The 23,325-nt window shown below is 68.3% G+C and carries 23 protein-coding genes; 14 read left to right on the plus strand and 9 right to left on the minus strand.

Annotation, left to right across the window (positions count from 1 at the left end):
• Nucleotides 1-4 precede the first annotated feature (4 nt).
• Complete coding sequence (locus tag KXD96_RS13245; protein WP_260744974.1) at nucleotides 5-1,846, minus strand: long-chain fatty acid--CoA ligase; 1,842 nt, start codon at nucleotides 1,844-1,846, stop codon at nucleotides 5-7.
• 159 nt (nucleotides 1,847-2,005) lie between these two features.
• Complete coding sequence (locus tag KXD96_RS13250; protein WP_260744975.1) at nucleotides 2,006-2,269, minus strand: hypothetical protein; 264 nt, start codon at nucleotides 2,267-2,269, stop codon at nucleotides 2,006-2,008.
• A 329-nt stretch (nucleotides 2,270-2,598) separates the two neighbouring features.
• On the opposite strand from KXD96_RS13250, the gene KXD96_RS13255 reads away from it, so the two are divergent.
• The 3 genes from KXD96_RS13255 (at nucleotide 2,599) to KXD96_RS13265 (ending at nucleotide 6,975) form a co-directional block, all read left to right on the plus strand.
• Nucleotides 2,599-3,582, plus strand: coding sequence for a GNAT family N-acetyltransferase (locus KXD96_RS13255; protein WP_260744976.1), 984 nt, complete (start codon nucleotides 2,599-2,601; stop codon nucleotides 3,580-3,582).
• Between the two features lie 105 nt (nucleotides 3,583-3,687).
• On the plus strand, nucleotides 3,688-4,170 hold the full coding sequence (locus KXD96_RS13260) for a flavodoxin family protein (RefSeq protein ID WP_260744977.1): 483 nt from the start codon (nucleotides 3,688-3,690) through the stop codon (nucleotides 4,168-4,170).
• A 3-nt stretch (nucleotides 4,171-4,173) separates the two neighbouring features.
• Nucleotides 4,174-6,975 (plus strand): AMP-binding protein, encoded by a 2,802-nt coding sequence (locus KXD96_RS13265; protein WP_260744978.1) that lies wholly within the window; start codon nucleotides 4,174-4,176, stop codon nucleotides 6,973-6,975.
• Nucleotides 6,976-6,983: 8 nt separating this feature from the next.
• On the opposite strand, the gene KXD96_RS13270 is transcribed toward KXD96_RS13265, so the two are convergent.
• Nucleotides 6,984-7,253, minus strand: a complete 270-nt coding sequence (locus tag KXD96_RS13270; RefSeq protein ID WP_260744979.1) for a hypothetical protein — start codon at nucleotides 7,251-7,253, stop codon at nucleotides 6,984-6,986.
• A 215-nt stretch (nucleotides 7,254-7,468) separates the two neighbouring features.
• Between KXD96_RS13270 and KXD96_RS13275 the strand changes: the two genes are divergently transcribed.
• From KXD96_RS13275 to KXD96_RS13285, 3 genes are all read left to right on the plus strand, one after another.
• Nucleotides 7,469-8,722, plus strand: coding sequence for a S9 family peptidase (locus tag KXD96_RS13275; RefSeq protein WP_260744980.1), 1,254 nt, complete (start codon nucleotides 7,469-7,471; stop codon nucleotides 8,720-8,722).
• 15 nt (nucleotides 8,723-8,737) lie between these two features.
• Nucleotides 8,738-10,129: a wax ester/triacylglycerol synthase family O-acyltransferase gene (locus tag KXD96_RS13280; RefSeq protein ID WP_260744981.1), complete on the plus strand. Its 1,392-nt coding sequence runs from the start codon at nucleotides 8,738-8,740 to the stop codon at nucleotides 10,127-10,129.
• A gap of 126 nt (nucleotides 10,130-10,255) precedes the next feature.
• Nucleotides 10,256-11,908: an HAD hydrolase family protein gene (locus tag KXD96_RS13285; RefSeq protein ID WP_260744982.1), complete on the plus strand. Its 1,653-nt coding sequence runs from the start codon at nucleotides 10,256-10,258 to the stop codon at nucleotides 11,906-11,908.
• Nucleotides 11,909-11,926: 18 nt separating this feature from the next.
• Here the strand turns inward: KXD96_RS13285 and KXD96_RS13290 are convergent, their stop codons facing one another.
• The 3 genes from KXD96_RS13290 to KXD96_RS13300 all read right to left on the minus strand — a co-directional run bounded on the left by KXD96_RS13290 (nucleotide 11,927) and on the right by KXD96_RS13300 (nucleotide 14,299).
• A complete protein-coding gene (locus KXD96_RS13290; RefSeq protein ID WP_260744983.1) occupies nucleotides 11,927-13,342 on the minus strand; it encodes a wax ester/triacylglycerol synthase family O-acyltransferase in 1,416 nt (471 codons plus the stop codon).
• A 113-nt stretch (nucleotides 13,343-13,455) separates the two neighbouring features.
• The gene (locus KXD96_RS13295) at nucleotides 13,456-13,671 is read right to left on the minus strand and encodes a hypothetical protein (RefSeq protein WP_260745360.1); all 216 of its coding nucleotides are present in this window, start codon (nucleotides 13,669-13,671) and stop codon (nucleotides 13,456-13,458) included.
• 196 nt (nucleotides 13,672-13,867) lie between these two features.
• Nucleotides 13,868-14,299, minus strand: coding sequence for an Hsp20/alpha crystallin family protein (locus KXD96_RS13300; RefSeq protein ID WP_260744984.1), 432 nt, complete (start codon nucleotides 14,297-14,299; stop codon nucleotides 13,868-13,870).
• 134 nt (nucleotides 14,300-14,433) lie between these two features.
• Between KXD96_RS13300 and KXD96_RS13305 the strand changes: the two genes are divergently transcribed.
• Both KXD96_RS13305 and KXD96_RS13310 read left to right on the plus strand, forming a co-directional pair.
• Nucleotides 14,434-16,539 carry an adenosylcobalamin-dependent ribonucleoside-diphosphate reductase gene (locus KXD96_RS13305; protein ID WP_260744985.1) on the plus strand — a complete coding sequence of 702 codons (2,106 nt, stop codon included), beginning with the start codon at nucleotides 14,434-14,436 and terminating at the stop codon, nucleotides 16,537-16,539.
• 135 nt (nucleotides 16,540-16,674) lie between these two features.
• The gene (locus tag KXD96_RS13310) at nucleotides 16,675-17,835 is read left to right on the plus strand and encodes a site-2 protease family protein (protein ID WP_260744986.1); all 1,161 of its coding nucleotides are present in this window, start codon (nucleotides 16,675-16,677) and stop codon (nucleotides 17,833-17,835) included.
• Between the two features lie 6 nt (nucleotides 17,836-17,841).
• Here KXD96_RS13310 and KXD96_RS13315 read toward each other — a convergent pair whose 3' ends face one another.
• A complete protein-coding gene (locus KXD96_RS13315) occupies nucleotides 17,842-18,663 on the minus strand; it encodes a class I SAM-dependent methyltransferase (protein WP_260744987.1) in 822 nt (273 codons plus the stop codon).
• Between the two features lie 95 nt (nucleotides 18,664-18,758).
• On the opposite strand from KXD96_RS13315, the gene fdxA reads away from it, so the two are divergent.
• Genes fdxA through KXD96_RS13340 form a run of 5 tightly spaced genes read left to right on the plus strand, consistent with a single transcriptional unit; the run spans nucleotide 18,759 to nucleotide 21,548 of the window.
• Nucleotides 18,759-19,115 carry a ferredoxin gene (gene fdxA / locus KXD96_RS13320; protein ID WP_260744988.1) on the plus strand — a complete coding sequence of 119 codons (357 nt, stop codon included), beginning with the start codon at nucleotides 18,759-18,761 and terminating at the stop codon, nucleotides 19,113-19,115.
• Between the two features lie 7 nt (nucleotides 19,116-19,122).
• Nucleotides 19,123-19,803, plus strand: coding sequence for a metalloregulator ArsR/SmtB family transcription factor (locus KXD96_RS13325; protein WP_260744989.1), 681 nt, complete (start codon nucleotides 19,123-19,125; stop codon nucleotides 19,801-19,803).
• Nucleotides 19,800-20,225 carry a hypothetical protein gene (locus KXD96_RS13330; protein WP_260744990.1) on the plus strand — a complete coding sequence of 142 codons (426 nt, stop codon included), beginning with the start codon at nucleotides 19,800-19,802 and terminating at the stop codon, nucleotides 20,223-20,225. Before KXD96_RS13325 ends, KXD96_RS13330 begins: the two co-directional genes overlap by 4 nt.
• Before the next feature lie 32 nt (nucleotides 20,226-20,257).
• Nucleotides 20,258-20,602 carry a cupin domain-containing protein gene (locus KXD96_RS13335; RefSeq protein WP_260744991.1) on the plus strand — a complete coding sequence of 115 codons (345 nt, stop codon included), beginning with the start codon at nucleotides 20,258-20,260 and terminating at the stop codon, nucleotides 20,600-20,602.
• 4 nt (nucleotides 20,603-20,606) lie between these two features.
• On the plus strand, nucleotides 20,607-21,548 hold the full coding sequence (locus KXD96_RS13340; protein ID WP_260744992.1) for a nitronate monooxygenase family protein: 942 nt from the start codon (nucleotides 20,607-20,609) through the stop codon (nucleotides 21,546-21,548).
• A 7-nt stretch (nucleotides 21,549-21,555) separates the two neighbouring features.
• Here KXD96_RS13340 and KXD96_RS13345 read toward each other — a convergent pair whose 3' ends face one another.
• Entirely contained in the window at nucleotides 21,556-22,263 is a 708-nt protein-coding gene (locus KXD96_RS13345; RefSeq protein ID WP_260744993.1) for a metalloregulator ArsR/SmtB family transcription factor, read from the minus strand.
• A gap of 79 nt (nucleotides 22,264-22,342) precedes the next feature.
• On the opposite strand from KXD96_RS13345, the gene KXD96_RS13350 reads away from it, so the two are divergent.
• Nucleotides 22,343-22,780 (plus strand): DoxX family membrane protein, encoded by a 438-nt coding sequence (locus KXD96_RS13350; protein WP_260744994.1) that lies wholly within the window; start codon nucleotides 22,343-22,345, stop codon nucleotides 22,778-22,780.
• A gap of 10 nt (nucleotides 22,781-22,790) precedes the next feature.
• On the opposite strand, the gene KXD96_RS13355 is transcribed toward KXD96_RS13350, so the two are convergent.
• Nucleotides 22,791-23,291: a DUF1990 family protein gene (locus KXD96_RS13355; protein ID WP_260744995.1), complete on the minus strand. Its 501-nt coding sequence runs from the start codon at nucleotides 23,289-23,291 to the stop codon at nucleotides 22,791-22,793.
• Between the last annotated feature and the right edge of the window lie 34 nt (nucleotides 23,292-23,325).

A 23,325-nucleotide genomic window follows, 5' to 3' on the forward strand; every position in this document is an offset into this window, starting at 1 on the left:
GCGCCTATTGCTCGTAGAGGGCCTCGAGGCGGTCGGCGAATTTCTCGATGACCACCTTGCGCTTGAGTTTCATGCTCGGCGTCAGATCGCCCGACTCGACGGTGAATTCACGATCGGCGATCGCGAACTTCTTGATCTGTTCCCAGCGATTCAGTTCGGTGTTCAAGGCGTCGATGTACCCGGCGATCAGCCGCTGTGTCCTGTCGTCGCGCGCGATGTCGGCGAACGACTTGCCCGCCAGGCCATTCCTGTTGGCCCAGTCGGTGATCGCTTCAGTGTCGAGACTGACCAGAGCGACACAGTATGGCTTGCCCTCCCCGTAGACCAGGATCTCGCTCACGTACGGGCAACAGCCCTTGAATCGCGCATCGATCGCCGACGGCGCCACGTATTTGCCCTGCGAGGTCTTGAACATGTCCTTCTTGCGGTCGGTGATCCGCAGGAATCCGTCGTTGTCGATCTCCCCGATGTCGCCGGTGTGGAACCACCCGTCGCCGTCGAGGGCCTCGGCGGTGGCGTCCGGCAGGTCATGGTAGGCGGTCATGACACCGGGCCCCTTGAGCAGGACTTCGCCGTCTTCGGCGATCCTCACATCGGTAGCGGGGAACGGCCAGCCGACGGTCCCGAACCGATAAGCGTTGGGGCGGTTGATGAATGACGCCGCGGCGGTTTCCGTCAGCCCGTAGCCCTCGAGCACGATGATGCCCACGGCGTCGAACCACTGGGCGACGTTGCGGTCCAGTGCGGCGGCGGCGGAAACGAAGAACCGCAAGCGCCCGCCGAACCGTTCCCGAATGGTGGCAAACACCAGCCGGTCGGCCACCTTGTAGGCCAGCGACGACGCCAGCGACGGCTTCTTCCCCGACTGTCGGGCTTCCGACACCTTCGTGCCGACCCCGATCGCCCAATCGAAGATCATTTTCCTGAGCCGGCCCCGCTCGGCGGCCATGTCCTGGATGCGGGCGTGCGCCTTCTCGAAGATGCGCGGCGCCGCGCCCATGATGGTCGGTCGCAGGACCGCGAGGTTGTCGATGATCCGCTCGACGCGGCCGTCGATGGCCGTCGGGAAGCCGACCTGCAAGGGCAATGCCAGCATCACCTTGCCGAACGCGTGCGCCAGCGGCAGCCACAGGAAGTTCAGGTCGTTGGGACCGAGGATGTCCAGCGCATCGATGGCGGCGGCGGTGTAGGTCCATGCGCCGTGCGTCAGGCGTACGCCCTTGGGCCGCCCGGTGGTACCGGAGGTGTAGATGAGGCTGGCCAAATGGTCGGGGCCGACGGCCGCGACGCGCTCGTCGACGGCGTCGGGTCTGTCGGCCAGCAGTTGCTTGCCCAGTAGCTCCAGGTCGGCGAGGGAGATCACCCAGTCGCCGTCCCCATTGCCGTCGATGACGACGACCTTGCTCACGTCGGGCAGCTCGGCCCGGTGCTCCACCAGCTTGTCCAGCTGAGCCTGGTCTTCGGCGACCACCACCCGGCTCCCGGAATTGGCGACGATGTAGGCGACATCGGTGGCGTTCGTCGTCGGATACACGGTGGTGGTCGCCGCGCCCGCGCACATGATCGCGAAGTCGGCGAGCACCCACTCGTAGCGCGTCGCGGAGGCGAGTGCGACCCGGTCCTCGGGCGCGATCCCCAGCGAGATCAGCCCCGCGGCGAGATTGCGTACGCGTTCACCGACTTGCTCCCAGGTCACGCTCGCCCAAGTGTGATCCTGCGGGTACCGAAAGGCCTCCGCGTGTGGGGTGGCGGCGACACGGTTGACGAACATCTGTGCCACCGACGGGGCGCGGTTTTCGATCTTGCGCAGATCGGGCCTCTCCATCGAGGCGAGCGGTGCTTTCATGACGCGATTCCATTGTTGCCGAAGCCGATACCGATGCGTGGTCGCACCGGTATACCATCCGTATCTTGCCGAGCGCTGTGGCTACGCGGTAGTGCCGAAAGTCATGTGGCGATCGGCGAACGTCCCCGCCGCGCTATGGCGCGCTCATGGCCGTGGGTGTCAGTCGGCCAGGGCTATCTCGATGGAGAGGCACTCACCCAGGGCGTGCGCCGCGGACCAATCGCCCCCTCGGACCGCGCGCTCCAGGTCGTCGACCAACGGGCTGTGGGCGCCGAGCTCCTCCAGCCACGCGGACACGGTTGCGGGAATCTGGTGAGCGGGTACCCGGGCGACGTGTCCCTCGTGCAGCCGATCGGTCAGCTGATAGATCGTCGCCGCGTGCCTGCGCTGTGGCCAATGCTGCCGCCACTTCGGTGTGTTCATGTTCCCTCCCCCATTTGCCTTGTGGATCCATCCGACCAGCACCGAAGGTCCGGCCGTAGAGGCCAAGAGCACGATCACCGAAAGGCTTTGGTCTCGCTTCCGGTCTGCCGAAGTCCCAGTTCGACAGGGTCTTTTGTCATTGCGGCCAGCTACTCACTTCTCCGGCGACGGCGGTCTCGGTCGAGTACTGTTCACCGGAGGTAGTGCACCGCCACGCTACTCGTTTCGAGGGCGCTGGATTACGAAATTGGCGAGATGACCGCTTTAGCAATGGATCCGCAATCGAGGCGTTATTCGGGCCGGAGTCTCGAGCCGACGGGTGGGCCGGTGTGAGGGCTGTCCGGGCCGATGAGTTGGCGGCCCTGCCCGTTTTCGCCGATATTGCGGCCAAGGACCTTACGACGCTTGCCGCCCTGCTCGAGCCCCTGCATGCCGCCGCCGGCGAGGTACTGATGCGGCAGGGGGAACCGGCGGAGTCCTTCGCGATCATCGCGTCCGGCCGGATCGCGGTGCGACACGTCGGCCCAAAGGGCCGGGTGACCACCGCCGAGCTGTCATCGGCGACGATCGTCGGCGAGATCGCCTTGCTGCGGCACGCGACCAGAACCGCAACGCTGACCGCGCGGGAGGAGGTGCGCGGCTACACCGGATACAGCGCCGCCTTCGACCGCATGCTGGACATGCCGGTCATCGCCGACCGGATGCTGCGTACGGCGCGGCAGCGGTTGGCCGCCCACATCGCCCCCATCCAAGTGTCGACCAAAGACGGTGCGGTGGTGTCGCTGCGCCCCGTCCTGCCCGGGGATGCCGAGCGGTTCAAGAGCAGCGGTTCGTTCTCCCGGGAGACCCTGTACCGGCGCTACCAAGGTGGCACTCCGACCGATGCGCGGCTCGCCTATCTCTTCGAGGTCGACTATGTGGACCACTTCGTCTGGGTCGTCACCGGCGGTGTGGCGGGGCCGGTCATCGCGGATGCCCGCTTCGTCCGGGATCAGGACGACCCCGTCTCGGCAGAGGTGGCGCTCACCGTGGCCGACGGCTACCAGGGCAGAGGGATTGGCACACTGCTGCTCGGCGCGCTGGCGGTCGCGGCGCGCGTCGATGGCATCAGGCGGTTTCACGCCCGCGTGCTGGCCGACAATCCGTCCGCGCGCGCGTTGGGGGAGAAGGTGAACGCGCGGTGGGCGCAGGAGGAACCGGGCGTCATCACGACGACGGGGGAGATACCCTACTTTCGTGATCTGCCCCTCGATCGCGTTGTGTATCAGCAGGTTCGGCAGGTGGCCTGCCAGGTGATCCATGCATTCGACTAGCGCAGCGAGTGACAAATGCCCTGCACATTGATGGCTTTGCGCCCTAAGCGGACGTCGCGGTGTGCGCGCATTATGAGACCGGTTCGCTAGCGAAGGAGTCGCGCCATGAAGTCGCTCATCGTTTGCACGTCGAAGTCCCACGGCAACACCCGCCTGGTAGCCGACCGGATGGCCGAGGTGCTTGGTGCCAAGGTCGTGGCGCCGGAGGCGGTGGACCCCGAAAAGCTCTGTGCGTGCGACCTCGTCGGTTTTGGCTCGGGCATCTACTACATGGCCTTCGACTCGAGGGTGCGCGACTTGATCCGTCGCCTGCCGCGGGTGCACGGCATCCGGGCGTTTACGTTCTTCACCAGCGGTGCGCGGGAAATCCCGCTGCTGGATTACACCAAACCGGTTCGAGACCATCTCACGGAAAAGGGGTTTGAGGTCCTGGACTCCTTCTCCTGCCGCGGATTCGACACGGTGGGGCCATTCGGGCTCATCGGCGGCATCAACAGGGACCGGCCGAACGAACACGATCTCGATCGAGCCGCGGCGTTCGCCACACGCCTCCGCGAACGGGTCGTGCGTTCCCAGGCCGCTTCATGAACGATGGCACACCAAGACTGCGCCCCTGCCGTGCTGGCACTGGTGCGCGGCCTCGTCGAAGAGGTTCACCCGCAGGCCGCTCCGCCCGCGGTGACGCTTGACAGCCCCTTCGAAAACCTGGGCATCGGCAGCCTGGAGCTGGCGGAACTGTTGCTGCGCGTCCAGGACAAATTCGGGGTGGCGCTGCCGCCGCACATCCTGGCCAGTGCGGAGACGCCGCGCGACCTGGTAACGGCCCTCGGCCCGGCCCTGGCGCGGGGTCGTCCCGCCCAGCGGGAGGACACCGGCGTCGTTTCGCTTCCGGCCACCGGGCCGCACGCTCCGACGCCGGAGTCCGCGCTGACCCTGAACGACGTCTTGAACTGGCACGTCGGTTCGACCCCGGACCGAACGCACATCCGCATCCTCGACGACGCCGGCGACGGTTCCAACGCCACCGACGTGACCTATGCCGCCCTGCACCGGGAGGCGGCCGCCGTCGCCGCCGGCCTGATCGCGCACGATGTCATGCCGGGCGAGACGGTCGGCATCATGTTGCCCACCTGCCGGGAATACTTCGTGACCTTCGCCGGTGTGGTCCTCGCCGGTGCCGTGCCCGTCCCGGTCTACCCGCCCGCGCGCCCGTCGCAGCTGGCGGACCACCTGCTCCGCACCACCGGCATCCTCACCAACGCCGGGGCCGCGATGCTCGTCACGGTGCCGCAGGCCGTCAGCCTCGGTCACCTGCTGCGCTCGAACGTCGAGAGCCTGCGCCATGTCGTCGTCCCCGAATCCCTCACCCGAGCGGGCGAAGGCGCGACGATGCCTCTGGTGAGGCCGCGGCCCGAGGACCTCGCGCTGGTGCAGTACACCTCCGGCAGCACGGGCCAACCCAAGGGGGTCGCGCTCACGCACCGCAACCTGCTCGCCAACATCCGGGTGATGGGCCGGGCCGCGGCGGCGACCGGGTCGGACACGTTCGTCAGTTGGCTGCCCCTGTATCACGACATGGGTTTGATCGGTGCGTGGTTGGGCTGCATGTACTTCGGTGTCCCGGTGGTGGTGATGAGCCCGCAGGCGTTCCTGATCCGGCCGTCACGATGGCTGTGGGCGATCCATGCCAACCGCGCCACCATGTCGGCGGGCCCCAACTTCGCCTACGAACTGTGCCTGTCGAAGATCCGTGACGACGAGATCGAGGGGCTGGACCTCAGCAGCTGGCGTCTGGCGTACAACGGCGCCGAACCGGTGAGCGCTGCGACCATCGAGCGCTTCGGGGATCGCTTCGCGCCGTATGGGTTTCGCCGGGAGGCGATGACACCGGTGTATGGGCTGGCGGAGTCGTCGGTCGGGTTGGCGTTCCCCCCGTTGGGCCGCGGCCCGGTCATCGACCGCATTCGGCGGGACGCATTCGTGAGGTCCGGTCAGGCGGAGCCGGCCAAGCCGGGGGAGCGCGACCTGCGATTCGTCGCCTGCGGCCGGCCCCTGCCTGGGCACGAAGTTCGGATCGTCGACGCCGCGGGAAACGAATTGGGTGATCGCCGTGAAGGCCGCATCGAGTTCCGCGGTCCGTCGGCGACCGCGGGCTACTTCAACAACCCGGCGGCGACGCGCGCTCTGTTCCACGACGACTGGCTCGACACGGGTGATCTCGGGTACACGGTCGATGCCGACGTCTACGTGACCGGCCGGATCAAGGACATGATCATCCGGGCCGGACGCAACCTGCACCCCGCCGAACTGGAAGAGGCGGTGGGCGAGATCGAAGGCGTCCGCAAGGGCTGCGTGGCGGTGTTCGCCTCTCCCGATCCCTCTGGTGGGCCGGAGCGACTCGTGGTCATGGCCGAGACACGAGCCCTCCGAGACGACGCACTCACCGCACTGCGCTCCGAAATCATCGCCACCACAGTCGATCTGCTCGGCGTGGCACCCGACGATGTGGTGCTGGCCCCGCCGCGCACGGTGCTGAAGACGTCCAGCGGCAAGATCCGGCGGGCCGCCAGCCGCGCCATCTACCAGGCCGGCAAGATCGGCGCGCGGCCGCGCGCGCTGTGGTGGGAACTGGCCCGGCTTCGCCTCCGCGGTGCGGCGCCGTCGCTGCGCCGCGCTCGTCGAGCGGCGGGGGATGTCGCCTTCGCCGGCTACGCGTGGGCCGTGTACTCGGTCCTCGGGTTGTCGGTTGCCGCCCTCCTGCTGCTGCTACCGCGGCCGGGATGGCGCTGGCGGGTGGCCCGCACCGCGGTCCGGCTGCTGGCTCGCCTCACCGGGACGCCGATCACCGCGCACGGCCTCGACCACCTTCCGCCGGGCGGGTCTATCGCGGTGGCCAACCACCCCAGCTGGATCGATCCGTTGGCGCTGGCCGCGGTGATGCCGCAGTCGTTTCACTTCGTCGCCGCCGAAGTGCTTGAGCGTCAAGGGATCAACGGATTCGTCCTCAGGCGGCTTGGCCACCAGTTCGTCGAACGGCACGAGCGTGAACACGGCGTGGCGGACACCGACCGGCTGGCCGACCTGGTGCGCGCCGGCCAGTCGCTCATCATCTTTCCCGAAGGCCGGCTGGCCCGCGCCCCGGGGTTGCGGCGGTTCCACATGGGCGCCTTCGTGGTGGCCGCCCGGACCGGCGTGCCCGTCACCCCGCTGGGGATTCGCGGGACCCGGACCATCCTGCGTCCAGAGCACCACTTCCCGCGGCGCGGGGCCATCGACATCACCGTCGGTAGGCCGATCGGGCCCGCGGGCGATGGCTGGACCGCGGCAGTCGAATTGCAGCGCGCCGTCCGGGATGACGTCCTCGCGCTCTCGGGGGAGCCGGACGTCGAATGACGGCCGGTCTACTCGGGGTGCTTGCTCACCGCGTGGCCGGCGCTTCGGACCACGCTCCGGAAGAACTCGATGCGTGCGGTGCTCAACTCATCGGCCAGGTCCAGGGCGGCGTCGACGACGGTCTTGCGTCGTGACTGCTCGGGCAGCACCGGACTGATCTGGTCGACGAACTTGCGGACCGCCGCGATGGCTTGCTTGCGGCCGGTCTCGACCGATTCCAGCACGTCGTCGGAGAGTTCGGCCCATCGCGGCTCGGTCTTCTGTGGTGCCTCTGTCATGATCCCATTCCTCATCGACCTGGGCGTTGGAAGTGCTTGTGGCTGCTCCGACGTTACGACCGGCCGGGCGTCGGCACGAGTGACCAAATACCCTTCGCGCCCGGCCATATGGCCCGGGCCGGTGTGCCCCCGGCTTACCAGGCAAGGACTTTCGCTGCTGCGACCGGGCCGTAAGTCCCTAACAGGACGATTTGTGCGCCTGATACTTTGCCACCATGGCGGTACCGACCAACGACGACGCTCCCCGACGCCCGGGCGCCTTGCCATTGAGCCCGCCCGCCGGTGTCGGGTTGAGCAGTGCCGTCAAACCGTTCACGAGCACCGGTCGCTACCTCGCCGACTCGTGGCGCAGCTACCTCGGCCAACCGGCCGACGAGCTTCCGATCGCGCGACCCACCCTCGCCCTGGCGGCGCAGGCGTTTCGCGACGAAGTCGTCCTGTTGGGCCTGAAGGCGCGCCGCCCCGTCAGCCGCCCCGAGGACTTCGAGCGCATCACCGGTGAGGTGGCCGCGGCGCTGAAGTTCTACGGCGACCGCGGATGGCTCGAGGAGCCGAAGCGGTTTTTCGGTGCCCCGCCGCCGCTTTCGGACGTCGCGATCCGAGAGGTCAAGAAGGGCAGGCGTTCCTTCTACCGCCTGGCCTTCGACAGCGAGTACCTGCCGCGGCCGGGTGAGCCGGGCGCGGAGCGGTGGATGGGTTACACCGCGAACAACCGCGAGTACGGCCTGTTGCTTCGCCATCCGCAACCACGACCGTGGCTGGTGTGCGTGCACGGAACGGAGATGGGCCGAGCCGCTTTGGATCTCGCCCTGTTCCGGGCCTGGCGGTTACACGAAGACCTCGGTCTGAACGTCGTCATGCCGGTCCTCCCGATGCACGGCCCGAGGGCCCGTGGCCTGCCGAAGGGCGCCGTGTTTCCGGGAGAGGACGTCCTCGACGACGTCCACGCGACGGCGCAGGCGGTATGGGACATCCGGCGGCTGCTGTCCTGGATACGCCGGCAAGAGCCCGAATCGCAGATCGGCTTGAACGGGCTGTCACTGGGCGGCTACATCACCGCGCTGGTCGCCAGCCTGGAAACCGGGCTGACCTGCGCGATCCTCGGCGTCCCCGTCGCAGACCTGGTCGGGTTGCTGAGCCGGCACTCCGGGCTTGCCCCCGACGACCCCCGTCATCAGACGATCGAACTAGCCGGGCCCATCGGGCGGATGACGTCGCCCCTGTCGCTCGCCCCGCTCGTCCCCATGCCGGGCCGGTTCATCTACGCCGGCTTGGCGGATCAGGTGGTGCATCCCCGCGAGCAGGTGGTTCGCCTCTGGGAGCACTGGGGCAAACCCGAAATCGTGTGGTACCGCGGCGGTCACACCGGCTTCTTCCGCGCGCGACCGGTCCAGCGGTTCGTCGAGGCGGCGTTGCAGCAGTCGGGCCTGTTGACTGGGTCCGTGGCCGAACGTGACCGCCCCGCCTAGTCGCGGAGATCGACGATGATTCCGCTGGATCCGCTGGATGCGGCGATGATGACCGCGGAGGTGGTGTCCAACCCGATGCACGTCGGCGCCGTGCTGATCCTGTCGCCTCCCGACGACGCCAGCCCCGACTACGTCGACGAGCTGCATCAAACGACCCTCGCGGGGAACGATCCGATCGACCCGAGGCTACGCGCGTACCCGCACCGCGGTGTGGACACCGGCGGCATCTGGGTCTGGCGGCACATGGAATCCCTTGACGTGAACCGACATTGCCAGCGCCGAACCGTGTCCGGGGACGGGCTCTGGCGCCTGATCGGCGAGCTGGACGCCCTGCCCCTCGACCGGAGCGGGCCGATGTGGATGTCGTATCTGATCGACGGCCTCGACGGGGGCCGCTTCGCCTTCTACATCAAGGTGCACCACGCCGTGACCGACGGGGTCGCGGGTTTTCAGATGATCACCGACGCGCTCTGCAGCGACCCCGACCGCCGTTCGATGCCACCGTTTTACGCCGACCGCCGCCCGGACCCCGCTCCGCCGCCATCGAGCGGGTTGGTGTCCCGTCTGGTCGCACCGCTGCGGTCGCTGGCCGGGGCGGCGGCGTCGGGCGCGGGATTGATCGGGCGGGTTGCCACCGGCGAGGTTGCGACGGTGCTGGACAGCCTGGTCGGGCACACCACGGTGCTGCCCCTCGGGGCGCCCTACACCCGGTTCAACGGACGGCTGGGCCCCGAGCGCGTGGTGGCCGCGGGCAGCTGGGCGAAGGAGCGCATCCAAGCCGTGCGACAGGAGGCCGGCGTGACCGGCAACGACGTGCTCACCGCGATGGCGGCCGGCGTTGTGCGGCGCTGGTTGCGTGATCGCGGGGAACTGCCCAAACGGCCACTGGTGGCCGCCTGCCCCATCACGGTGCGCGACCGCGAACAAGAAACGCCGAATGACCAGCACGGCAACAGGTTCGGGCTTTGGATGTGCCCGCTGGGCACCGACCTGGACGACCCGCTGGCCCGACTCGATGTCATCCATCGATCGATGTCCGAGGGGAAGCACTGGGTGGCCAAACGCGGAGCGGCGGCGTCGCTGCTGACGAACGCCGGGAGCATCGCCGCGACGGCGATCGGCCCGCTGCTGCCCTTCACGCCGAAAATCCGCACCGGATACAACCTGCCGATTTCGCATGTGCGTGGTCCGGTTGCCGAAATGTATTGGAACGGCGCACGTATCGAGGAGATGTATCCGGTGTCGACGGTCTACGACGGCCACGGTCTCAACATCACGACGTGCTCGTACGCCGACCGGGTCGGATTCGGCTACGCCGCGGGCTGCGACGTGGTGCCCGACGTCGAGAAGTTCATACCGCTGACCGAGGAGTGCCTGGCCGAGCTGGAGTCTGCCCTGGGCCTGTGATCCCGCCAGGCCGGTCGTCAATGCCAACGAGGCCGAACGGCCCTAGAAGACTGCATGCCACGGGCCATAGGTTGGCATCGAGACATTCGAATCTCAATCTTTGCGAATCGAGGTGTGGACAAGGCCGTGGCGTTCTTCAAAGTGGCCGCAGTCGACATCGACGGCACCCTGACGTCGAACGGCAAACTGCATCCGGAAGCCGTGCGGGCGATCGACCAGGCCCGAAGCAACGGCTTGGTCGTTGTGCTGGCGACCGGGCGCATCGGGGCCGAATTGCACGCCGAATTCCCGCAGTTGGCCGGGCACGTCGATGCGTTGGTACTGGAGAACGGTGCCGTGGCCTCGATCGCCGGAGAGGCGCACGCGCTGGCGCCACCGGTGGGGCCGGATCTGGACGAAGCGCTCGCCAAACACGGGATCCCGTTCCGGCGGGGCGAGGTGTTGGTGGCCGTTGACGGTGAGCATGCGGCGGCCGTCGCCGAGGCGATCGGTGAGCTGGGAATGGACTACCAGTTGATCCGAAACCGGGGCGCCCTGATGGTGCTGCCGGCAGGGATCACCAAGGGGACCGGCCTGAGCGCGCTGTTGGACAAGCTGGGCCTGTCCCCGCACAACACCGTGGCGGTGGGCGATGCGGAGAACGATCTGTCGTTACTCGCGACCGCCGAGGTCGGTGCGGCGGTGGCGGACGCGGTCCCATCGCTTCGGCGGTTCGCCGATGTGGTCCTGGACCAGCCGGGCGGGGCCGGGGTCGCCGAGCTTTTGTCCCGGCCGTATCTCTCAGGGGCGGAACGCCTGTGCCCGTCGCGCCACTGGCTCGAGATCGGGACGTTCGACGACGGAACGCCGACCTGGTTGCCGGGAAGTCAGGGACGCATCCTGGTTACCGGTCCCGCCGCGTCGGGAAAGAGCTATCTCGTCGGCCTGATGGCAGAGCGATGGATTTCGGCCGGTTACTGCGTTCTGGTCATCGACCCCGAAGGCGACCACCTGCAACTGCAGCAACTCAACCAGGTGCAGGTCGTCGACAGCGGCCATCACCTGCCCGAACCGGCCGAGCTCGTCGACGCACTGCGTCCGCACTCCAGCGTGGTGGTGGATCTGTCGGGACTGGCCGAGCCGGGCAAGACCGACTATGTGCGCCGACTGCGGGCGACCGCTGAGGCGCATCGCGAACAGTACGGATTCCCACACTGGGTGATCTACGACGAGGCCCAGCTTCTCGGCAACGAAGAGGACGCCCATTGGGAACGCCGCGGCGGTTACGTGTTGTGCTCGTTCGTCCCGGCATCGCTGCCCCTCGGGGAGATCGACAGCACTGACGTGGTGCTCGCGCTCACGACGTCCGACACGGCGACAGACCTGGCGTCGCGGCGTCGCGCCACCATCCGATTCGGCTCGGGGTCGCGTCGCGAGTTCACCGTCGGCGAGCGCCGTACCAGGCACGTCCGGCACCGTCACAAATATGCCGATATCCGGCTGCCGATGGAGCGGCGGTTCTACTTCCACACCACCGATGGCCTCGCCCCGGCGGCCACGATGCACGACTTCGCGGTTGCGTTGCGTCATCTCGACCAAGAGGTGCTCGAATACCATCTCGAGCGGGGCGACTTCTCGCACTGGCTGGAAGGCACCATCGCCGACAGAGAGCTCGCGGCGCGGGTGGCCGCCTGGGAGGACGAGCTGGAAGCCCGCCGCGCCGCGGATCTGGAACGCATACGACAGCAACTCGTGCAAGCGGTGGAGAACCGTTATCTACCTTCCGAACAACACCACTGAACGCCAATCCGGGGCGCACTAGTTGGCGACTCGGAAAGGATGACGACTCGGCTTGGGGTGCGCGGGTTTCCGGGACAGGGCGCGGGTGACCAAGCGCGCAACCCCGAGTTCGATGCCGCGGGCGAGTTCGTCGACGTCCGGTGTGGCGTCATAGTCGGCGGTGATGCCGAACGCGAGTTCGTCCACGTAGCTGAGCATGCTGATCACGGTGCGCAGCTGGAGGGCGATCGGCGGTATGGGCAACATCTGCTCGACCGGGTGTCCCAGGACTTGCAGCCGCCGCCGGGGACCGGGCACGTTGCTGGCGAGCGTGACAACGCTGCGCTGCGGGAGCCGCGTCAGCAACCGAACCGACCACGAACTCAGTGCGAACGGCAGGTAATTGCTCAGCGCCACAAAGGTGTTCGCGGCCTCGCGCTCACCGCTTCTCTTGAGCCGGCCCAGTCGGGCGTGGACGGACTTCAGCCGCTTGACGGGATCAAGCTCGTCGACCGGCAACGAGGACAGCATCGCCGAGACGCGGATATCGTCGCGATCCATGTCGTTTGACGAGCGCACCGATACGGGAATCATCGTGCGCAGCGAGTTGCGCCGGGGCTTTTCACCGCGGCGCAACAGGACGGTGCGGAAGCTATCGGTGATCGCGGCAAGCGCCACATCGTTGAGGGTGACGTCGTAGGCCTGGCACACGGTTTCGACGTCTCTCATCGAGACCCGCGCCGCGCTGTAACGGCGCACGTTGCTCACCGGCCCGCGCAGCGTCGATTTCGGCGCCGGGGACAGCAGGCCGGTGACGAATTCTGTTGCCCCCATGGCGGTGTGCGCGGCCGTGCTGGTGGTGGCCACCGAGGCACGCAACAACCCACCGGCCCAGGTCAGCGGGTTACGGCTCAGTCCCGCCGAGAGGACCACGGACGACGGTAGGTCCTTGGCGGCGCGGATATCGCTGGCATACGTCTCGACCGCGCCCGCGTCGGCGAGGCTGGTGAACATCCGCACGATGGCGATCCCGTCGGCCAGGCAGTGGTGAATCTTCATCAGTGTGGCCCACCGTCCCTCCGGCAGGCCCTCGATGACCCAGCACTCCCACAGCGGGTGATCGCGATCCAGTCTGCGTTCCATGAGATCGGCGATCAAGCGGTACAACGCGGATTCGTCACCCGGGGGCGGCAAAGCCACCGAGCGCACGTGGTGGGTGATGTCGAAAGCGTTGTCCTCGACCCACTCCGGCGCCGTCAGATCGAAGGCGTGCTTGCGCACCACCTGGGTGAACCGGGGCACGGCGCGAATGCGTTCGGACAGCGTGGCGATCAGTTGCTGCCGATCCGGTACAGGCCCGTCAATGACGGCCAGGGTGCCGATCGCCATACTCAAGTGCCGGTCGGCGTCTTCGGCCTCGAGGAAACTGGCTTCCAGGGTGGTTAGCTGCTGCATTGCCGCTCATCTCCGATACACGCTGATCGGAATCACTATCCGGCGCGCGGCGCGAGGCTCGGTAGTGCCGTTGGTCCCGAAGGGGTGGGACCGTCTACCCCGGGGCGGGACAACTAGCGCCGCGCCGGCTGCGAGGCGCGGCCCACGTGGCCCAGGACGCGTTCCAAGACGGTATTCGAGAGATCGCCGTCGTCGGCGACGCGAGCCAGGCCGCGGCGGCGCAGGAACGTGTCGAGGCGTCGATCGGGGGACCAGTCGGCGTAAATGGGGCCGAGATACCGCGACTGCAGGAATTCCGAAGCGAGGGCATCGACGTCAGAGTCGGTCAATAACAACGGTGGGATACCACCCATGGCCGTCATACTCCTTTGTTCAGCCGCAACCGCATCAGCCAAATTACGTCAGACGACCCCATTATTCCGTCACGCGCGGATTGCGGATAGGGCCCAAAGTCATCACCGGCGCCGCGCCCGCGACCGCCGTGGTGGGCCCGGGCGGCGACGCCCGGGCCCACGCTCCCGTCGGCTACTTGGCGGCCACTTTCACGTGCTTCTCCTCCGGCGCCGGTTCCGAAACCGGCACGGAGACAGTCAGAATGCCTTTGTCGTACGTGGCCTTGATGTCGTCTTCGTTGGCGTTGGACGGCAGTGAGACGGTGCGGACGAACGAGCCGTAGGAGAATTCCGATCGGCCGTCGAACTCCTTCTTCTCGCTGCGCTCGGCCTTGATGGTGAGCTGACCGTCGCGGACGGTGATATCGACGTCCTTGGCCGGGTCGATGCCGGGGATCTCGGCGCGCACCTCGTAGCGGCCGTCGACCATCTCGTCTTCCAGCCGCATGAGCCGGGTGTCGAACATCGGACGGATTCCGGCGAACGACGGGAACGCCGAGAAGAACTCCGAGAACTCGGGGAACAACGTGTGCGGCTTCTGTGCCGCGGGCAGGGAGGTGGTCATCGTCTTCTCCTGAGATGTCTGTTGCCTGAAACTTACGTCTTCGATCCGACCATGCGAGCCTGCGCGGCGGTAGGGACGGAAGTCCTTATCACGTTTTGGGCGACGACTTTTGGCGTGACGGGGATACTCGGAGGATGGTCAGGAAAGTTCGGTCCGCGCAGTGGCCGAAGAGCGTCAGGCGCCGGGACGGCCGCCTGGTGCCTTTCGACGTGGGCCGCATCGAGGCGGCGATCGCGCGGGCCGCGCGTGAGGTCGGGCATACCGACCCGGACGTGCCCGGCACGCTGGCCGGGTCGGTCGCCGACGCGCTGGTGGGTCGGGCCCGCAGCGGAATTCCGACCGTGGAGGACATCCAAGACGTGGTCGAGGCGCAGCTGGCGGTGGCCGGCCTGGGCGACGTCGCCCGCGCTTACGTCGTCTACCGCCGGCACCATGCCGAGTTGCGCGCGACCAAAGACCTGATCGGTGTGCGCGATGAGCTGAAATTGAGCGTCGCCGCCGCGACAGTGCTGGGCGAGCGGTACCTGCTTCGAGACGACCATGGCAGGCCCGTGGAATCGACCGGCGAGATGATGGACCGCGTCGCCGAGCATGTCGCGAGGGCCGAAGAACAGTTCCGGCCCGGGTCCTCGGCGGTCTGGGCCGGGCGGTTTTCGGAGCTGCTGCGTGGCCTGGAGTTCTTACCCAACTCGCCGACGCTGATGAACGCCGGCACCGGGCTGGGGCTGCTTTCCGGGTGTTTCGTTCTGCCCGTGGATGATTCGCTGCGCTCGATCTTCACGGCGCTCGCGCAGAGCGCGGACATACACCAGGCCGGGGGCGGGACCGGCTACACCTTCACCCACCTCCGGCCCGCCGGTGATCTGGTGGCCCGCACCGGCGGGACGGCCAGCGGGCCGCTGTCGTTTCTCCGGCTGTTCGACTACGCGGCCGAGGTCATCTCGATGGGCGGTCGCCGACGCGGCGCGTCGATGGCGGTGCTCGACGCATCGCATCCCGACATCTACGACTTCGTCACCACCAAGGCCGGCTCGCCGAGCGAACTCAACCAGTTCAACCTGTCGGTGGGCGTGACCGACGAATTCCTGCGCGCCGTCGGGCGCGGCGGCAGCCACCGGTTGGTCAACCCGAGGACGGGCAAGACGGTCGCGACGGTGCCCGCCGCCGACCTGTTCACCGCGATCTGCGAGGCGGCCCACCGATGCGGCGACCCCGGACTGGTGTTCCTCGACACCATCAACCGCGCCAACCCGACGCCGGCGCTGGGCCGGATCGAGGCCACCAACCCGTGTGGGGAAGTCCCGCTGTTGCCCTACGAGTCGTGCAACCTGGGCTCGATCAACCTGGCCCGGATGGTCCGGGCCGGCGGTGTCGACTGGGACCGGCTGGCAGCGGTGGCGGAGCTGTCCGTGCGTTTTCTGGACGACGTCATCGACGTCAGCCGATTTCCGTTCCCCGAGATCGAGGCGGCCACCAAGGCCACCCGCAAGATCGGGCTGGGCGTGATGGGTTTGGCGGAAATGTTGGCCGCCTTGGGAATTCCCTATGACAGCGAGCGCGGGGTTCGCCTGGCCGGCCGGATAGCCCGCACCGTCAACCGGGTGGCGCATGCCGCCTCGGAGCGGCTGGCGCAGGAGCGGGGGCCGTTTCCGGCTTTTCCGGGCAGCCGATTCGCGGGTTCGACGCCGCGGCGCAACGCCCAGCTCACCTCGATCGCCCCGACCGGCACCATCTCGTTGATCGCCGGCACGAGCGCGGGCATCGAGCCGATGTTCGCGATCGCCTACGTGCGCGCGGTCATCGGGCGACGCCTGCTGGAAGTCAACCCGTGTTTCGACCGGCTGGCCCGCGACCGGGGTTTCTACCATCCCGACCTGATCGCCCAAATCGCCCGGTGCGGCGGCGTGCGGGAGGATCCTCATGTGCCCGCCGACATTCGGGCGGCGTTTCCCACCGCGGCGGAAATCGCCCCCGAGTGGCACCTGCGGATGCAGGCCGCCGTGCAGCGCCACGTCGACGCCGCGGTGTCCAAGACGGTCAACCTGCCGGCCGAATCGACCGTGGAGGACGTCCGCGAGATCTATCTGGCCGCGTGGAAGGCGAGGGTGAAAGGAATCACCGTGTACCGCTACGGGACCCGGGCCGGACAGGTGCTCAGTTACGTCGGTTCCGACCGGGCGCTGCTTGCCGCCGACGCCACGTTCAGCGGCGGCTGCCTGGGACGCAGGTGCGAGTTTTGACCCAGTCCAAAGGAGCAGGCCGATTGGCGGGCCGGGCGGGGTCCAACGACCCTTGTGGCGACCACGGCGTCGCCCTACTTTCGGGTAGGAGGCGGCAGTCGAACGGTCCGGCCTCGGCGACATTGGAGGTTTGAGGTGCGCGATGCGATCCCACTAGGGCGGATCGCCGGCTTTCCGGTGAATGTCCACTGGAGCGTGCTGGTCATTCTGTGGTTGTTCACCTGGAGCCTGGCAAGCACGCTGCCCGGCAGCGTCAAAGGGTATTCGCCGCTCGCCTACTGGGCGGCTGGAGCGTGCGGGGCGCTGGTGCTGCTGGCATCGCTGGTGGCGCACGAGCTCGCGCACGCCGTCGTCGCACGCCGCGCCGGGGTGTCCGTGGGGAGCGTGACGCTGTGGCTGTTCGGCGGGGTGACCACCCTCGGCGGCGAGGCGAAGACACCCAAGGCGGCCTTCCGGATCGCGATTGTCGGCCCGGCCACCAGCCTCGCGCTGGCGGCCATTTTCGGTGGATCGGCCGCGGCGCTGCATTCGGTGCGGGCCGCCCCCATCGTGGTCGGCGTCGCTTCCTGGTTGGCCGGCATCAACCTGCTGCTGGGTCTGTTCAATATGTTGCCGGGCGCGCCCTTGGACGGCGGACGGGTGCTGCGGGCCTTTCTGTGGCGCCGCCACGGGGACAGCGTGCGCGCCAGCATCGGTGCGGCCCACGCGGGCCGGGTGGTCGCCTTCATACTCATTGCGTTGGGTTTGGCCGAATTCTTGCTCGGCGGCCTGGTCGGTGGCGTCTGGCTGGCGTTCATCGGCTGGTTCATCTTCGCCGCCAGTCGCGAAGAGGAGATGCGGATCTCGACTCAGCAGATGTTCTCCGGGGTACGCGTCGCCGACGCGATGACGGCCCGGCCGCACACCGCCCCAGGGTGGATCAGCGTGGACGATTTCGTGCAGCGTTATGTGCTCGGCGATCGGCACTCGGCGTACCCGGTCGTCGACCGGAGCGGGTCGGTCTCGGGTCTGATCACGTTGCGGCAGTTGCGTGACGTGCCGCCCGGGCGGCGCGCCACCACGACCGTGGGTGAGGTCGCGCAACCCCTGCCAGAGGTGCCGTCCGGCGCGCCGCAGGAGCCGCTGACCGCCCTGCTGGAGCGGATGGCGCCCGCAGGCCACCGCAGCCGTGCCCTGGTGTTCGACGGCGGCCAGGTCGTCGGCATCGTGACGCCCACCGATGTGGCGCGCCTCATCGAGGTTTACCGGCTCGCCCACCCAGATGACGCGAGACCGGCTTCGGCGCAGAGCATTTGAGATAGGTCAGGGTTTGTGGGCGACGATCGCGACGGCCGCGAGTTGCCTGCGATGCCGGCGGAACGTGCGCCGCATCGTGAGCACCCGCTTGCGGGCTTCGGAGTGCACCAACACGTTCCTGACGAACCGCAGCGCCCCGAGCACCCCCTCGTCGGCGACCAGTCGGCGCGGTTGCAGCAGGGCCATCGGGGCGGTCGCGACGTGGTCGACCACGAGCCCATGGTCGACCAGCAGCCGCGACCATTCCGCAATGGTCAGCGGCCGCGCGTTCACCTTGATCGCACGGGCCAGCGACCGCCGGATGTCGGTGCTGACCTCGTCGGAGACCGTGTCCGGCGTGAGCGCCAGTTCGTGGATCGCGTAGCGGCCCCGCGGCCGCAACACCCGGGCCGCCTCGGCGACGATGGCGTGCTTGGTCGCGTCGCCCTGCATGGTCAGCATCGCCTCCCCGATGACGACATCGGTGCTGGCGTCCGGCAATCCGGTGGACGCCGCGTCCGTGACCCGGACGGCGCCGTTCTCGACACCGAGTTCGCTGAGCACGCCGCGAACCACGTTGGCCGCGTCGGGATCGCCCTCGGCGCCGACATACGACCGCGGGTGGCGGGCCAGGATCTCGGTGGCCGTGCGGCCCAGGCCCGGGGCCAGCTCGACCACGTCGGCGTCGGCCAACTCGGCGCGGGCCAGCAGGGTGCGGGTGAGCTCGACACCGCCGGGGCGAAGGACGCGTTTGCCGAGCCGGGCCAGCAGCCAATGGCCGGCAACAGCATCGTCGGCGCGACTCGCCGAAGGCAGGGGACGGCGGGACTCGGCGTGCGGCTTAGTCATCAGACCGCCTGCCGCGCAGGGTTTTCCAGGGGCTTCACGATTTGTGCTCCCAAATTGTTTCGTTTTTACAAGTCATATTGTGTAAACTCTAGCGCATGACGTACGTGATCGGTAAGCCATGCATCGACGTGATGGACCGTGCTTGCGTGGAGGAGTGTCCCGTCGACTGTATCTACGAGGGCGGCCGTGCGCTCTACATTCATCCCGACGAATGCGTGGACTGCGGCGCCTGCGAGCCGGTGTGCCCGGTCGAGGCCATCTATTACGAGGACGACCTGCCCGAAGACCTCAAACCGTATCTGGCCGATAACGAGGTGTTCTTCACCGAGACGCTGCCGGGCCGCGACGCCCCGCTGGGTTCCCCGGGTGGGGCGGCCAAAATAGGTCCGCTCGGTGTAGACACTCCTTTGGTGGCCGCTCATCCGAGGGCCGAGGAAGCGGAAGGAGCGTGAGGGTGCCGTGAAGCTGCCGCCCACGTCGGTCCGAGAGTCCGCCGGCCGCCGCCGCGAGGTGCTGCGGGTGCTGCGGGCGTCGCGTGATCCCCTGAGCATCGCCGCGATCGCCGACATGCTGGGCGTGCATCCCAACACCGTCCGTTTCCACCTCGACAGCCTCGTCGGCGACGGCCAGGTGGAACTGGTCGAGCTGGACCGTAAGGGGCCCGGGCGGCCACCGCTGATGTTCCGCGCGGTTCGGCAGATGGATCGCGGCGGGACGCGGCACTATCGGCTGCTCGCCGAGGTCCTGGCCACGGCGTTCGCCGGAGAGCGCGACGCCGGCGCCAAGGCGTTGGCCGCGGGACGGGCCTGGGGGCGAAAGCTGGATGCCAGCCGACAGCCGGTGCCGACGAGCCCCACCAGCGCCGTCGACGCCGTCGACCACCTGGTCAACATGCTCGACGAACTCGGCTTCGCGCCCGAACGCCGGGTCGCCGACGGCGAGCAACAGGTGGGGCTGCGCCACTGCCCGTTCCTGGAGCTGGCCGAAAACCGGACGACCGTCGTGTGCCCTGTGCACCTCGGCCTCATGCAAGGCGCCATGGACGCCTGGGGAGCGCCGGTCTCGGTCGATCGGCTCGACGCCTTCGTCGAACCGGATCTGTGCGTGGCGCACCTGGCGCTGCAGAAGGAGGCCAAATGAGCACCGGACCGGCGATCGCCGTCGCGGTCATCTTTGTGTGGCTCGGCATGGTGCTGGCCATCTCGTTCCTGGAAGCGCCGCTGAAGTTCCGCGCGCCCAACGTGACGTTGCAGATCGGGCTCGGCATCGGCCGGCTGGTGTTTCGCGCCCTCAACACCGTCGAGGTGTGCTTCGCCGTGGTCGTCGTGGCCATCGCGGTCGCCGGCCACATCTCGGCGGGCATCTCCACGGCGATTTTCGTCGCCGCCGCTGCGCTGGCCGTGCAGTTGATTGCGGTGCGCCCGGCGCTGACGCGCCGATCCGACAGCGTGCTCGCCGGGGCGGAGGGACCGCGCTCCCGGGCCCACTACGTGTACGTCGGCTTCGAGGTGGTCAAGGTGGCCGCGCTCATCGTGGCGGGGATACTGCTATTGACGGGCTGACCGGGTCCGCTCAAGCGCAAAGGACTCAGCCAATGGAATCGATCTCGTTGACCAGCCTCGCGTCCGAAAAGCTCGCCGAGGCTAAGGAATCGCACAGCGGCCGGGCCGCTCACACCATCCACGGCGGCCACAGCCGCGAACTTCGGCAGACCGTGCTGGCTTTGCTTGCCGGAAACGAACTTGCCGAACACGACAGCCCCGGTGAGGCGACGCTGCAGGTGCTGCAGGGCCACGTGCGCCTGACCGCCGGCGATGACGCCTGGCATGGCAAGACCGGTGACCATGTCGCGATTCCGGCCGAACGCCACGCCCTGCACGCGGTCGAGGATTCGGTGGTCATCCTGACCGTGCTCAAGACCATTCCGTCGGCTCACTAGCCGGATGCTTTCAACGCCCTGGTCACGGGAATTCGGGCTGCGGGTACCGATCGTCAACGCGCCGATGGGCGGGGTCGCCGGTGGCCGGCTGGCGGCGGCGGTCACCGCGGCCGGCGGTCTCGGAATGGTCGGCATGGGCAGTGTGGCGACGAGGGACCTGCTGCAAGCCCAGCTGCGGCACGTGCGGGGGCCCTTCGGCATCGGCCTGGTCGATTGGGTGATGCGGACCGAGGCAGGCCTGCTCGAGGACGCCCTGGCGGTGCGGCCGGCCCTGCTGTCGGTCAGTTTCGGCACCGACTGGTCCTGGGTCGCGAAGGCGCACGATGCCGGGATCCCCACCGCGACGCAGGTCTACGACAGCGTCGGGGCTCGCCAGGCCGCCGATGCCGGCGTCGACATCCTGGTGGCCCGCGGCTCGGAGGGCGGGGGGCACGGTGAGACGAAGCTCGCGACGCTGCCGTTGCTCGACACCGTGCTGGACGCCGTCTCGGTGCCGGTCCTCGCGGGCGGCGGTGTCGCATCGGCGCGCAGCCTGGCCGCCGTGCTGGCCGCCGGGGCGAGCGGGGCGTGGGTGGGCACCCGCCTGGCCGCGTGTCCGGAGGCGCTCTCCGGTGAGGGCAGCCGCCGCGCGCTGATCGCGGCGCGCGCCACCGACACCGCGGTCACCCGGGCCTTCGACGTCGCCCAGGCCCGGCCGTGGCCCGCGCGATTCCCGTCGCGGGTGCTGGCCAACGACTTCGTCGAACGCTGGACGGGCAAGGAGGAGACGCTCGACCCGCAGGCCTGCGACGAACTCGCGGACGCCATCGTCGCCGACGACCGCCGGGTCGCCCCCGTGGATGCCGGCCAGGGCGTCGAGATGATCCGCGACGACGCGTCGGTGGCCGAGGTGATCGACGAAATGTGTTCGGGCGCAGAGCGTTTGTTGAACACCTGGGGTTCATGACGCCCGCCTAGGCGTCACCCTGGGTGAGCACGACGCAACAGCGATCCGGCCCGGGGCATAGCCGGGCGTCGGGACCGTGCGGCGCGAGGGCATCGGCCACGCCGGTGATGAGTGCGAGGTTCATGTTGCACGCCAATTCCGTCTGCTCCCGGGCGAGCGCGTGGAACGGGCAGTTGGCGAGTTCGATGCAGCGGCCGACGTGGCGGGGCTCGTAGCCGTACTCGCTCAAGACCTTGACGGCGAGCTTGAGCCCCGCCGACGCGTTCGCGGGCCGGCGCGGCGTCGCGCCGATGGTGCGCCCGAAGTCGTGCGCGACCCTGTTGAGGACCTCGACAACCGGCCGACCGGTGCTGGCCGACTCCGCGATCGCCGTTGCCATCAGCCGTCCGGCCAGTTCGTATTCGCGCTGGGGGAGGCTGACCGCGATATCGCGGCGCGCCCGGCGATACAGCTTGGACGTCCGTCCCGCGCCCGGCCCGGATCGGCCGGTCACGCGCGCGTACTCGCTTTCCAGCAGCCCCTCGGCGGCCAGCCGATCCAAGTGAAACTTGGCCTGGTGCTGCGGAATCCCGACGGCGTCGGCCGCCTGCTCGCGGCTCACCGGCGCGGATTGGGCGCACACGAACCCGTAGAGCTCGCGGCGCACCGGATCGGCGAGCGCCCCGATGCCGGAGGCGTCGCGCTGCAGCGAGTCGTCGTCCACGTCGGCAACCATTTCTAACAGATAAAACTCTTGACGCTACAGTCTACAGGTTCTAACGTTCAAATTACTATCCGTTAGAAGGAGGCAAATGATGAGCACGACCCACGCAAACTCCCCGGTCGCTTCCCAGCTGAAGGACCCGGCGCTGTCGGCGTACTACGCGCTGCGCACCGTTTTCACCATCGCGCCCATCGTCTTCGGGCTGGATAAGTTCTTCAACGTGCTGACCCACCCGCATCACTGGAGCATGTACCTGGCCGGCTGGATTGACGACCTGGTGCCCGGCACCGCCGATCAATGCATGTATCTGGTCGGCGTGATCGAGATCGTCGCCGGTGTGCTGGTCGCCATCGCTCCGCGGTTCGGCGCGTGGGTGGTCGCGGCGTGGCTGGCCGGAATCATCCTCGACCTGGTCACCGGGCCCGGCTTCTACGACGTGGCGCTGCGGGACTTCGGTCTGCTGGTCGGCGCCATCGCGCTCGCCCGGCTCGCGCAGGGCGTGCACAGCGGCAGCATCGGGCGCCGATGACCCCGGTGGCTCACACCCCGCGCAGATAGCGCTTGGCGATCAGGCGCTGGGCCACCGACACCAGCGGGCTCGCGGCCTTGCTCCACCACGTCGCGGGCCGCGAGAACGCCGTCACCTCCGCGAACACCGCGGAGGTGACGGGGTCGCGCCGGACGACGAAGCGTTCCTCGCCGGACTCCGGATGTCCCGGCAAGGTGCCGTAGGCGAATCCGCGGATGTCGGGCTCGTCGATGACATACACCACCCGGCACGGCGCCGGCAGAAAACCCATCCGCACCAACACCACGGTGCCGACCTCGGCGACCTCGGAGCTGGCCCGCACCCGCAGGCCGGCCCCGCGCTGCATGCCCCAGCGCATGACGGCGTCGGCGGCCCGCTCGAAGCGTTGCCGCCCCGTGCCGATCTGTTTCTCCGTGTGCAGGTGGCCGTATCCCGCGGGCAGCGTGCCGGACGCGGTCGCCCCCACCTCGGGGTAGGTCAACGGGAGTTCCTCGAGCGCTGCTAGGTCCACCCGCCCAGCTTGCCACGCCAAGATGCGCGGCCAC

It is taken from the genome of Mycobacterium sp. SMC-2, assembly GCF_025263485.1.
Lineage (GTDB): Bacteria > Actinomycetota > Actinomycetes > Mycobacteriales > Mycobacteriaceae > Mycobacterium.